This is a genomic window from Halomonas sp. AOP43-A1-21, assembly GCF_052376775.1.
GTDB lineage: Bacteria > Pseudomonadota > Gammaproteobacteria > Pseudomonadales > Halomonadaceae > Vreelandella > Vreelandella colorata.
In genome coordinates this window covers 130,154-142,912 of record NZ_JBQSWC010000006.1, presented here as the reverse complement: position 1 = coordinate 142,912, position 12,759 = coordinate 130,154, and the positions used below count along the sequence as shown (strand labels likewise).

Sequence of the window (12,759 nt, the reverse complement as noted above, 5' to 3'; positions counted from 1 at the left end):
CTAGGATAATGGTTAGACCTTATCGGAGGAGCCTGTAATGAACCAGCCACTTCGTGATGATATGGATTTCCGAGCCTTTATTGGCGATGTAAAACCGCTGCCGCGTAGCAATCGCGCCGATGCAGGGAGTCGTCGACAAAGCCCCTCCGAAGCACAGCTTGCCAGGCGGGAAAGTGCTGAAGAAGCCATTGGCGAGCGTAACTTTCTATCCGATGACTTTGTCGATTTGCTGCCCCCCTTTGACCCTATTGAATATCGCCGTGAGGGCACCCAGCAGGGCGTCGTCGATAAGCTGAAGCACGGTGGGTATAGCGTGCAGGCCCAGCTGCACTTACTGCGGCGTCCGCTGGCTGAGTGTCGAAGAATGGTGTTTCCCTTTATTCAAGAGGCTTACGCCAACGACTTGCGCTCAGTAATGATTGTTCACGGCCGGGGGCGTGAACTGGATAGTCCCGCCAACGTTCTGCGCTCGTATTTAGCCAAATGGCTGAGCCAATTCGATGAAGTGCAGGCTTATGTATCCGCGCAACCTTCAGAAGGCGGCCTTGGCGCTACCTGGGTAATGCTGCGCAAAAGCGAGCGAGCAAAAGCCAATAACCGTGAGCGCCAGCAAAAGCGGCGGGGTTAAAGAATAATTCCAAGTCTCTGAGTATTAATGCGTTTCGCATATCTAGTTTTTTTCCTTATTTCATTTAAACTTTTCATTAAGTGCCTAAAAAGGCACTTAATGACTCATTTTTGCGCTTTAAGTCCAAATATAAGCACTTTTAAAATGGCCTCATTCTTTAATATGCTATTATAGGGGCTTAAAGAGCGTTTTTCGCTTTTAAGTACTTTTTAGAGGACTTTATGGGCATTGAGAGCATGTCGCCCTCTGCTTTGGTGGAAGAGCTGGGGCATCGCTTGAAGCAGGCACGTCTTAACCAGGATCTGACGCAGCAAGAAGTGGCTAAGCTTGCTGGCTTATCCAGAAAGGTGGTACTGAATGCTGAAAAGGGTAGGGCTCAGCTAGAGGCGTTCGTTGCCATTATGGTGGCCTTGAATTTGACAGCACAGCTGGATCACTTCTTGCCACAGCAAATGATTTCCCCCTTACAGCTCTCCAAACTCCAAGGCAAACAGCGCAAGCGTGCTTCTGGGCAGAGCACCATAGCTGACGGGGAGACGCTTGAATGGTAATGGAAGCTGCCGATGTTCACTATCTGAACCACTACGTAGGTGCGGTTAGTTTCGATACACGTACTGGTCATGGCGCATTTGAGTACGATACTTCGTTTATTAAGAGAGGTATCGAACTTTCCCCTTTGAAAATGCCGTTAGCCCGTAGAATATACGCGTTTCCTGAACTTGATTTTAAAACCTTTAAAGGGCTTCCCGGGCTAATTGCTGATTCTTTGCCCGATGATTTTGGTAACGCCGTATTGAATGCCTGGGTTGCCAGCAAGGGCGGGCAACCCAGTGATATTACGCCGCTTCAACGGCTGCAATATACTGGCAAACGTGGCATGGGGGCCCTGGAGTATTCGCCTGCAACGCGGCTAAAAAGCCTTAATGCCTCCAGCCAAATAGAAATAGCATCACTGGTAAGTATTGCCCAGGAAATACTGGATAACCGTGCTGGCTTTTCCGTAGAGCTCACGAAAGAGGGCCAAGATGATAGGGAAGCAATGATGGCACTGCTTTCTGTTGGAATGAGCGCAGGTGGCGCACGGCCTAAGGCCGTGTTGGCATTTAACCAAGATTTCTCCCAGGTGCGCTCAGGCCAAGCGGATGTGCCTAAAGGGTTTGCTCACTATTTAATGAAATTTGACGGTGTTAGCGAGCATAACCAAAACCGCGAGGTTTTCGGTGACCCGCTAGGTTATGGTGCTATGGAGTATGTGTACCACCTGTTAGCGAAATCCTGCGGTATCGAGATGATGCCTTGTCAATTATTGCAGGAAGGCAAACGCCGTCATTTCATTACTCAGCGCTTTGACCGTATCGGGAATCACAAGCGGCATATGCAGACGTTAAATGGCATTGCCCATGTAGATTATAAAAAACCAGGATCTTTTTCTTACGCAGAGTTATTTGGTGTTGCAAGACAGCTACGCCTCTCCGCAGAAGAGGCCGATCAGCTTTTCAGACGTATGGTGTTTAATATCGTGGCAAGAAACCATGATGATCACGCAAAAAACTTTGCTTTTATGCTGAAAGGAGAGCAGTGGTCACTCGCGCCAGCTTATGATCTTGCGTATAGCTATAAACCGGGAAGCCAGTGGGTTAACAGTCACTGGATGAGTTTGAACGGTAAGCGCGATCACTTTACGCGAGAAGATTTCTACTCGCTTGAAAAGCTCAGCCCACGCTTTACCCGGCCAAGAATCAACGCCATGATTGACGAAACGCTTGAACACGTTGCGCAATGGCACTTATTAGCGAAGGAGCACGAAGTACCTGTTTCATTGATAGACGAAGTAACTTCTCATCTTCGCCTGAAGCTGTAGACAATGCCGCAGTAAAAAACTGTTCATTTCAATAGAAAAAAACCGGCCAGGGCTGACGACCCTGGCCGGTTTTTTACAGAAATGCTAATTAGCGGCTTATTGGCTAGCGGCTGTCCAGCGACGTTCAAACAATGCCTGACGCTCTTCAACGTCCGTTTGGTAACGTACGCTAAAAGAATTCAGCAGGCGCAGCGCATCTTCAGGATGCTGATCATCGCGTAGTGCCATGGCGTTAAAGCCACAGCGGCGCATATAGTCGAGCTGGTCAACCAATACATCACCTACGGCACGTACTTCACCAGCGTACTCAAAGCGCTCACGCAGCAGGCGGGCGATGGAGTAGCCACGGCCATCGGTAAAGCTGGGGAAGTCGATTGCCACGGCGGGCAGCGGGTTCAGTTCAGCCGCCAGCTCAGCGTTAAGTTCGGTGTCGCTCAAGAGCAACGGCGCAAGCTCGTCATCCTGCTTGTTGGCCTGCCACAGCGCCAGCGGCACGAAGGCCGGACGCTGTTCGGGCAAATTAACGCCATCGTAAGACACGCACCAGGCATTTTCAGCCGCTAATTCGCCGTCAAGCAGAAGGTGATCAACGTGCACCGGAACCAGTGCTTCTTCAGTCGGGGTATCCACGTTATTTGGCATAAACACGCTCTTTAAAGGGTTTCAGGCCAATCCGGCGATAGGTGTCCAAGAAATGCTCGTCTTCGTGACGTTCGGCAACGTAGACCTGCAGCACCTTTTCGACCACTTCCGGAACGTCCTGGCGGAAGAAGGAAGGACCTAGAATCTTGCCCAGCGACACGTCGTCGGTAGAGTTCCCGCCAATCGATATCTGGTAAAACTCTTCGCCTTTCTTGTCGACACCTAGAATACCGATATGGCCCACATGGTGGTGGCCACAGGCGTTCATGCAGCCTGAAATATTAAGATCCAACGGACCCAGGTCATACAGGAAGTCCAGATCTTCAAAGCGTTCCTGGAGCGCCTGGGCGATAGGAATCGAAACCGCATTGGCCAAGCTGCAGTAGTCGCCGCCCGGGCAGCAGATAATATCGTTCAGCGTACCCACGGTGGGGTTGGCCATGCCCAGCGCTTCGAGCTCGTTCCACAGCGCTTCGATTTCATCGACGGGAACATCGGAAAGCACCAGGTTTTGCTCGTGGGTCACGCGCATTTCGCTAAAGCTATAGCGATCGGCTAGATCCGCCACGGCATCCATCTGATCAGCCGTGACATCGCCAGGGGCATGTTCACGCCGCTTGAGCGACAGGGTCACCGCTTTATAGCCAGCTACTTTGTGATCCGTCACGTTATTGGTCACAAAGCGTGCGAAGCTGCGGTTTTCGCTGCGCAAGCGTTCAAAATTAACCACGGCGCTCTCTGCCACCGGGCGACGTTCCGGCTCGGGGAAGTGGCCTTTGGCAACATCGATCGCTGCCTGATTGAGCGTCTGCGGGCCATCTTTTAAATGCGCCCACTCTTCATCAACGCGACGGCGATACTCTTCAATGCCCAGTGCTTTTACCAGGATCTTGATACGCGCCTTGAACTTGTTATCGCGGCGCCCGAACTGGTTGTAAACGCGGACACAGGCTTCAAGGTAGGTCAGCAGGTGTTGCCAGGGCAGGTCTTCACGCACCACCTCAGCAATCATGGGTGTACGACCCAGGCCGCCACCGGCTAGTACTTTAACGCGCAGCTCGCCTTCCTCGTTGCGCCATAGGCGCAGGCCAATGTCGTGTACCTGAATCGCCGCGCGATCTTTTGCGGCGCCAGTCACGGCAATTTTGAACTTACGCGGCAGGTAAGCAAATTCGGGGTGAAGCGTCGACCACTGGCGAATAAGCTCACACCAAGGGCGTGGATCTTCCACTTCATCGTTGGCGATACCTGCAAACTGGTCGCTGGTAGTATTACGGATGCAGTTACCACTGGTTTGAATGGCGTGCATCTGTACTTTCGCAAGCTCGGCCAGGATATCCGGCACGTCTTCCTGGGCAGGCCAGTTCAGCTGAAGGTTTTGGCGGGTCGTGAAGTGGCCATAACCTCGGTCGTACCGGCGAGTAATATCCGCCAGGGCGCGCAGCTGGTAGCTGGCTAGCATGCCGTACGGGATAGCGATGCGCAGCATCGGAGCATGCCTTTGGATATAAAGGCCGTTTTGCAAGCGAAGCGGGCGAAACTCTTCTTCTCCCAAACGTCCGGCCAAGTAGCGATCCATTTGATCGCGAAACTGAGCAACACGCTCATCAACCAGCGTTTGGTCGTGAATATCATAGCGGTACATGTGGCACGATCCTGCTAAAAAGCGAAATGGTCACGTTAAGACGGGCATTAATATAGTGTCACCTTAACGCGTGTCTCATATTCTACAAAAGAATATATAATTATCTTTTTATCGTTAAACGCTATTTAAAATATTTGGGGCCAGCCATCGGCGGCGCTGCCAGATCCATAAAAAGCCGATCGAATTTAAAAGCCGGTAAAATAGCTGCATTATCCAGACCCCAAGCAGCCCCTGTTCTAAACCAACGCCTACCCACCATGCAAGGGGAAGAAACACTAACCACTGCATGCTGAGTGTCAACATCATCACCGTTCGCTGAGCTCCCGCGCCCATAAGCGCCTGGGCAAGCACAAGGGCGGCGGCATCCAGAACGATCATCGCGCCGGTAATCTGCAAGGGCAGAGTGCCTAGCGCAACCAGCTCATGGCTTGAAAAGAAGATACCCAGTACCTGAGCGGGCATTACCAGCATGGGTAGCGCTAGAATCGCCAGCAGTAAGCCCGCCACGCGCAGCGCATCCAACCCCCAGCGATGGGCCGCTGCCTGATCATCACGCCCCAGGGCTTCACCCACCAGGCTCATGGCCGCGACACCCACGCCAACGCCCGGCAAAATCAGCAGAAGCGACAGATTAACCAGCACATGGCCCACGGCAACGCTGGCTGTACCTAAACGGCTTAATAACCAAAACAGTACTACGTAGCCGCCTGCAAAGCATACCTGCTGAAGCGAATGCGGGGCCGCCAGCGCAAGCGTCGAGCGTAGCGTTTGGAATGACAGCGAGCGCTTTAAAAAGCCGTTATCGCAGCGTTGTTGAAACGTCACGCCTAGCCAGATGAACAGCCCTAGAAATAAGGAAAGCGTCGTGCCTACGCCCGCGCCGCTAGCCCCGAGTTTAGGCAACCCCGCCAGGCCATAAATCAGCCCGCTGCTGGCGATAACGTTAAACACCTGAACGATGAGGATGATACGTAGATAGAGCTGCGTCTGCTGACGGCCATTCCAGTACCCGCGAAAGCACAGAGTTAAAGCAATGGCCGTCAGGGCAACCACGCGCCAGCGGAAGTAGTCGACGGCTACGCTATGAACATCGGACGTTTGGGTAATGAGATTGAGTAGGGCAGGCGCCTGCCACCAGGCAAGTAGCGAGAGAGGCAGGCCAATGGTCGTGCCAATTGCCAAGCCTGCCTGCAGCGGCTGAACGGCTCTATGACGGCCGGATTCAAGACGCTGGGATGTTTGTGACTGAACGCTGGAAGAAAGCCCAAACACCAGCGCGGTCATCATGAACATGCCGTAGCCGCCAACCCCAACGCCTGCCAGCGCCACCTGACCCAGGTGGCCGACCAGAGCCGCATCGATAATATTGAGCATGCTCTGAGAGAGCATGCCCAACATGATCGGTAACGCTAAGCGCATCACTTTGCCGTGACGCCGGGATGCTAATGCCATGCGAATCTAAAGCGGCAAATTAGCTGGGGTCGTAAGAGAGTACCGGCGAGAGCCAGCGCTCCATCTCCTCAAGCGGCATCTGCTTACGCTCGGCAATCGCTTCCACCTGATCGCGGGTGATCTTGCCTGTCGAGAAGTACTTTGACTGCGGGTGGGCGAAGTACCAGCCTGCAACGGCCGCGGCTGGCCACATGGCGTAGCTTTCGGTCAGCGTAAGGCCGGTGTTTTCTGTAGCGTTTAACAGCTTGAACAACGTGCCTTTTTCGGTGTGATCCGGGCAGGCCGGATAGCCGGGCGCAGGGCGGATACCTTGATACTTTTCGGCAATCAGCGCGTCGTTATCCAGCGTTTCTTCAGGTACATAGCCCCAGAACTCTTTACGCACCCGTTCGTGGATGCGCTCGGCAAAGGCTTCCGCCAGACGGTCAGTAAGTGCCTGTACCAAAATTGCGTTGTAGTCATCACCGGCGGCTTCATAGGCCTTGGTAAGTTCGTCAACACCGTGGCCTGTGGTGACTGCAAATCCGCCGATCCAGTCGGCCTTGCCGCTGTCTTTAGGTGCAATGAAGTCCGCGAGGCTATAGCAGATACCGTCGCGGCCCTTGGTGGTTTGCTGACGAATATGGTGAAGCCGTTCGATGACTTCGCTACGCGATTCATCGGCATACACCTCAACAACATCATCATCCACACTGTTGGCTGGCCATAGGCCGATAACGCCCCGGGCCTGAACGCGCTTCTCATCGACAAGCTTACGCAGCATGGCTTGCGCATCGGCAAACAGATTGCGTGCGGCTTCGCCAACCACTTCATCATTAAGGATTTTTGGGTACTTGCCTGCCAACTGCCAGCTCATAAAGAAAGGCGTCCAATCGATACGCTCGATCAGTTCTTCAAGGGCATAGTTATCAAACGTCTTGAGGCCCAGGAATTTAGGCTCAATCGGCGTCTGGGTATTCCAGTCAGTGCGGAAGCGGCGCTTGCGCGCCTGGGTGTAATCCAGGTCTGCCGCTTTAGGGCGGCGCTTGGCGTTACGCTCACGTACCTTGACATACTCTTCACGGATTTCCGCGACATACGCCGTTTTGAGATTCGGAGCGAGTAGTCGACCGGCGACACCCACCGCGCGAGAGGCGTCGGTCACGTAGATGACCGGGTGCTCATACTGCGGCTCAATTTTGACTGCGGTATGCGCTTTGGACGTCGTCGCGCCACCAATCAGCAGCGGCAGGTTCATGCCCCGGCGCTGCATTTCCTTGGCCACGTGGACCATTTCATCAAGCGACGGAGTAATCAGCCCCGAGAGGCCAATAATATCGGCGTTGTGATCGATAGCGGCTTGAAGAATTTTCTCGGCAGGCACCATTACGCCAAGATCAATCACTTCATAGTTATTACACTGCAGCACGACCCCAACGATGTTTTTGCCGATATCGTGAACGTCACCTTTAACCGTGGCCATGACAATTTTGCCCTTGGCCTGGGTACCTTCGCTTTTTTCCGCCTCGATATACGGGATTAGGTAGGCAACCGCCTGCTTCATGACCCGCGCGGACTTCACTACCTGGGGCAGGAACATTTTACCGGCGCCAAACAGGTCGCCGACGACGTTCATGCCATCCATCAGCGGCCCTTCAATGACCTCGATAGGACGCTCGGCCTGAACACGGGCCTCTTCGGTGTCATCTTCAATATACGCCGTGATGCCTTTAACCAAGGCATGCTCGATACGCTTGTTAACTGGCCAGCCGCGCCACTCAAGATCCTCTTTCTTGGCAGGGCCGCTACCGTCGCCCTTGTACTTGTCCGCCAGGTCGAGCAGGCGCTCGGTACCGTCGCTGCGCTTATTCAGCACAACGTCTTCTACGGCATCACGAAGCTCGGCAGGCAAGTCGTCGTATACCGCCAACTGCCCAGCGTTAACGATACCCATGCTCAAACCCGCACGGATGGCGTGATACAGAAACACGGAGTGGATCGCTTCACGTACCGGGTTATTGCCCCGGAACGAGAAGGAGACGTTGGAAACCCCACCAGAAATCATCGCATGCGGCAGGTTTTCATGAATCCACTGAGACGCCTCGATAAAATCGACGGCGTAGTTGTTGTGCTCTTCGATGCCCGTGGCAATGGCGAAAATGTTGGGGTCGAAAATGATATCTTCGGCCGGAAAGCCGATTTCATCGACCAGCAGGCGATAGGCACGCTCACAGATTTCAGTCTTGCGGGCGAACGTATCGGCCTGGCCATCCTCGTCAAAGGCCATGACCACGATAGCCGCGCCAAAGCGACGACACTTGGTGGCCTGCTCGCGAAACGCCGCTTCGCCTTCTTTTAAGGAAATCGAGTTAACAACGGCTTTGCCCTGTACGCATTTAAGGCCTGCTTCGATGATGTCCCATTTGGATGAGTCGATCATGATCGGCACGCGAGCAATATCCGGCTCGCCAGCGATCAGGTTCAGAAAGCGCACCATGGCTTCCTGTGACTCCAGCATGCCCTCATCCATATTGATATCGATGATCTGCGCGCCGCTTTCAACCTGCTCCAGCGCTACTTCCAGGGCCGTGGTGAAATCTTCTTCAACAATAAGCCGCTTGAAACGCGCCGAGCCCGTAACATTGGTACGCTCACCCACGTTAACGAATAAGGAGGCTGCATCAATATTGAAAGGCTCAAGCCCAGACAAACGGCAAGCGGGGCTACGCTCAGGAATTTGGCGTGGTGGCATGGGGCGCACCGCATCTGCAATGGCACGGATATGCTCAGGCGTTGAGCCACAGCAGCCGCCAATGATATTGACCAGGCCGCTCTCGGCAAACTCGCTGACGATAGACGCCATTTCCTCCGGTGTCTGATCATATTCGCCAAACTCGTTGGGTAGACCCGCGTTGGGGTGCGCGGAAACAAACGTATCGGCTTTGGTGGATAGCTCTTCAAGGTAAGGGCGTAACTCTTCAGCCCCAAGCGCGCAGTTTAGGCCCACTGATAGCGGCTGCGCGTGGCGAACCGAGTTCCAGAACGCTTCGGTCGTTTGCCCGGAAAGCGTCCGGCCCGAGGCATCGGTAATAGTGCCTGAAATCATCACCGGTAGACGCTTGCCCAGATCCTCAAACAGCACCTCAAGCGCATAGATCGCGGCTTTGGCGTTGAGTGTATCGAAGATGGTTTCGATCATGATCAGGTCAGCGCCGCCGTCGATCAGCGCTTGGGCGGCTTCGTAATAGTTTTCACGCAGCTCATCAAAGGTCACGTTACGCTTGGACGGGTCGTTCACATCCGGCGATAACGATGCAGTGCGTGAAGTAGGCCCCAATACGCCCGCAACGTAACGCGGCACGCCGGTTCCAGCGGCAACTGCGTCACATACTTCACGGGCCAAGCGTGCAGATTCGCGGTTAAGCTCGACAACGATGTCTTCCATGCCGTAGTCGGCCTGTGAAAGGCGCGTACTGTTAAAGGTATTGGTTTCAATAATGTCCGCGCCTGCTTCCAGATAGTCGCGGTGGATACGTGAGACCACGTCGGGGCAGGTGAGTGCCAGCAGGTCATTATTGCCTTTTAAATCCGACGGCCAGTCGCTGAAGCGTTCACTGCGAAAGTCTTCCTCGCTCAGCTGGGCATTTTGCAGCATGGTCCCCATACCGCCATCCAGAATGAGAATGCGTTGGGCAAGGCGTTGGGTGAGCGAGACGTTCAAATCACTAGCGGCCATAACAGGGGGAATTCTCCAGCGTCTTAATCGAATTTGGCGTTGGTTTTATCGTATCGATAACGAAACAGGCCAATATGATACCAAAGGCCGCCAGACACGGCAGCTATGAATGCAGTCTATGAAGTTTCCTTTGCTGGCCTTAGCTTAAATAGCCTACTAAAACAGTCGGGATTGTGTCGGCGCGCCGTTTTGCTTACCATAGCGTGAAAATGACATGTGAAGTGGTATTGCCACAGTTCACGGGAGGGAAATAGCCTCATGACCACGACTATCGAAGCACCCGGTATCGACATTACCGACAGCGCCCAGGAGTACCTTGCGGAATTGCTTGAAAAGCAAAACGTTGAGGGCATCGCCGTGCGTATCTTTATTACCCAGCCCGGCACGCCTTATGCAGAAACCTGCTTGGCATACTGCCGTCCCGGTGAAGAAGAACCCGCCGATGTTAAGCTTGAGCTTGAAAAGATCAATGTTTTTCTGGATAAAAACAGCTTAGCGTTTTTAGAAGAAGCCGTCGTTGATTTTAACGCCGATCGCATGGGTGGGCAGCTGACCATCAAGGCACCCAATGCCAAGATGCCCAAGGTGAATGCCGATAGCCCCTTGGAAGACCGTATCAACTACGTGCTGTACAGCGAAATCAATCCAGGGCTTGCTTCTCATGGCGGCGAAATCAAACTGATTGAGCTGACTGAACAGAAAATGGCCATTTTAGCCTTTGGCGGCGGCTGTCAAGGTTGCGCGGCAGTAGACTTAACCTTGAAGGATGGCGTTGAAAAAACTTTGATGGAGCGTATTCCAGAGCTTGCCGGAATCCGTGATGTTACTGACCACACTGATACCACCAACGCTTATTACCGCTAAACGATGTTGCCATAGCCTCAAAACCCAGCCTTTCGGCTGGGTTTTTTTATTTTATTTAGGTGCCTTTCAACAGTACCTACTGCGTTGAAAGCGTTTCTAGCACGCTTTACAAAAGCGTGTAATTATCCAATAAAGATTGAGCAAACCTTATACATGGACGTCGATTGAGCGTAAGGCTCAATGCCGGTGGTGGGTACCCGGCAAGCGGCTATCCCCAAGGAGACACCACCATTAATATTCAGCGCGCATTTTCAAATATCCATAAGCCTATCTTTTTTGGCTCACTAGGCCTGCTGCTAATCGTCACGCTGCCATTAATTGCCTTTCCCGAAATGGGCCGCGTGTGGGTAATGGCTGCGCAAGGGTTTGTCACTCAAAACCTCGGCATGCTTTACCAAACGATGGGCATCGCGTCACTGGGATTCATGATTTACATCGTGTTTAGTGATATTGGCCAGATCAAGCTCGGCGATGTCGACGCTGAGCCTGAATTCTCGCTATTTTCATGGGGCGCCATGCTGTTCGCGGCAGGGATTGGGGGCGCAGTGGTTTTCTGGGGCATGGTCGAGTGGATGTATTATCTGCAGAACCCACCGTTTCATGTTGAGCCCTTCTCCGAGGAAGCGACGGCATGGGCGGCTACCTATGGCATGTTCCACTGGGGGCCTATCGCTTGGTCTATTTATCTTGTGCCGGCACTGCCTATGGCCTACTTCCTCCATGTGCGTAAGCACAAGGTACTGCGTATCAGTGAAGCGATCCGGCCGGTTTTGGGTGAGAAGCTCGCGCGTAGTTGGCTGGGTAACATTATCGATATCCTGTTTATCTTTGGCATGCTGGGCGGTGGAGCGACCTCATTAGGCATTTTGGTACCGCTGATTAACCAGGGGTTAGGCAACCTGTTTGGCTTCACCCCTAACCCAGTCAGTCAGATCGGGGTATTGGTGGGTACTACTGCGCTATTTGCCATCAGTGCCTGGCGGGGCTTGAAAGGGGGCATTGAGATGCTCTCCGATATCAACATGTGGCTCGGCCTGGCGGTACTGCTGTTTGTGCTGACGGTAGGCCCTACCGTATTTATTCTGGACACGGGCCTTAACTCGATTGGATTAATGCTCAGCAACCTGATTCAGATGGCGACCTGGACAGAGCCGTTTGGCAACTTTGATGGTTTTGAAGAGACCGGTTTTCCGCAGGCATGGACGATTTTTTACTGGGCGTGGTGGCTGGTGTTTGCGCCCACCGTGGGTCTTTTTATTGCGCGTATTTCAAAGGGGCGGCGGATCAAGACCATGGTAGCGGGCTCGATTTTCTTTGGCTCCTTAGGTTGCGCGCTGTTTTTTATCATTCTGGGCAACTATGGCCTTTATCTGCAGCTATCAGGCACGCTGGATGTTATTCAGTTGATGAACGATCAGTCAGCAAACGTGGCCTTCTATGCGGTTCTCGCTGAACTGCCGCTTTCCTGGTTGGTCACCTTGGCGGTGGTGATTTTGCTGTCTATCTTCACCGCGACGACGTTTGACTCGATTGCTTATATTCTGTCATCCGCCGCGGAAAAGAATCTGGATAAGGAGCCGGCACGTTGGCATCGCCTGTTCTGGGCATTCACGCTTTCACTGTTGCCCATGTCGCTACTCTTTTTGGGCGGCCTTGAAACCCTGCAGACGGCGAGTATTGTGAGCGGGGTGCCGCTGTTGCTGATTGCGCTACTCTTGATGATCTCCATGGTGCGAGCGGCGCAGTATGATTTACGCTATCAACCCAATTACGAAGAGCCGGAGATCAATATAGAGGAGTTCCCGGAAAATGACCCCTGGACAGAAGAGGGCTCATGGGAAGTAACCGATGATGAAGGCTATCAAGAGAAAACCTAAAGCATGTAAACATGCACTAACTACACAAAGGCCACCCAAGCGGTGGCCTTTTTACTTAAGCAGTTTGGCTAAGCA

At 53.2% G+C, this 12,759-nt stretch carries 9 protein-coding genes; 5 read left to right on the top strand and 4 right to left on the bottom strand.

The features are described 5' to 3' along the window. Window positions 1-37 precede the first annotated feature (37 nt). The 3 genes from smrA to ACT3R7_RS05510 all read left to right on the top strand — a co-directional run bounded on the left by smrA (window position 38) and on the right by ACT3R7_RS05510 (window position 2,489). Entirely contained in the window at window positions 38-628 is a 591-nt protein-coding gene (gene smrA / locus ACT3R7_RS05520; protein ID WP_192539428.1) for a DNA endonuclease SmrA, read from the top strand. A gap of 221 nt (window positions 629-849) precedes the next feature. Then, entirely contained in the window at window positions 850-1,179 is a 330-nt protein-coding gene (locus tag ACT3R7_RS05515) for a helix-turn-helix transcriptional regulator (RefSeq protein WP_192539427.1), read from the top strand. Beyond that, complete coding sequence (locus ACT3R7_RS05510) at window positions 1,179-2,489, top strand: type II toxin-antitoxin system HipA family toxin (RefSeq protein ID WP_226940241.1); 1,311 nt, start codon at window positions 1,179-1,181, stop codon at window positions 2,487-2,489. Before ACT3R7_RS05515 ends, ACT3R7_RS05510 begins: the two co-directional genes overlap by 1 nt. A 96-nt stretch (window positions 2,490-2,585) precedes the next feature. Here ACT3R7_RS05510 and ACT3R7_RS05505 read toward each other — a convergent pair whose 3' ends face one another. The 4 genes from ACT3R7_RS05505 to metH all read right to left on the bottom strand — a co-directional run bounded on the left by ACT3R7_RS05505 (window position 2,586) and on the right by metH (window position 9,943). Then, window positions 2,586-3,131 carry a DUF934 domain-containing protein gene (locus ACT3R7_RS05505; RefSeq protein WP_192539425.1) on the bottom strand — a complete coding sequence of 182 codons (546 nt, stop codon included), beginning with the start codon at window positions 3,129-3,131 and terminating at the stop codon, window positions 2,586-2,588. Then, entirely contained in the window at window positions 3,121-4,776 is a 1,656-nt protein-coding gene (locus ACT3R7_RS05500; RefSeq protein ID WP_018916148.1) for a nitrite/sulfite reductase, read from the bottom strand. Before ACT3R7_RS05500 ends, ACT3R7_RS05505 begins: the two co-directional genes overlap by 11 nt. Before the next feature lie 114 nt (window positions 4,777-4,890). Beyond that, entirely contained in the window at window positions 4,891-6,228 is a 1,338-nt protein-coding gene (locus ACT3R7_RS05495; protein ID WP_193092452.1) for an MATE family efflux transporter, read from the bottom strand. 19 nt (window positions 6,229-6,247) lie between these two features. Continuing rightward, window positions 6,248-9,943 (bottom strand): methionine synthase, encoded by a 3,696-nt coding sequence (gene metH, locus ACT3R7_RS05490; RefSeq protein WP_193092453.1) that lies wholly within the window; start codon window positions 9,941-9,943, stop codon window positions 6,248-6,250. A 258-nt stretch (window positions 9,944-10,201) separates the two neighbouring features. Between metH and nfuA the strand changes: the two genes are divergently transcribed. Together nfuA and ACT3R7_RS05480 are read left to right on the top strand one after the other, a co-directional pair. Continuing rightward, window positions 10,202-10,807 carry a Fe-S biogenesis protein NfuA gene (gene nfuA / locus ACT3R7_RS05485; RefSeq protein ID WP_018916145.1) on the top strand — a complete coding sequence of 202 codons (606 nt, stop codon included), beginning with the start codon at window positions 10,202-10,204 and terminating at the stop codon, window positions 10,805-10,807. 164 nt (window positions 10,808-10,971) lie between these two features. After that, window positions 10,972-12,684, top strand: coding sequence for a BCCT family transporter (locus tag ACT3R7_RS05480; protein WP_193092454.1), 1,713 nt, complete (start codon window positions 10,972-10,974; stop codon window positions 12,682-12,684). The last annotated feature ends 75 nt before the right edge of the window (window positions 12,685-12,759 follow it).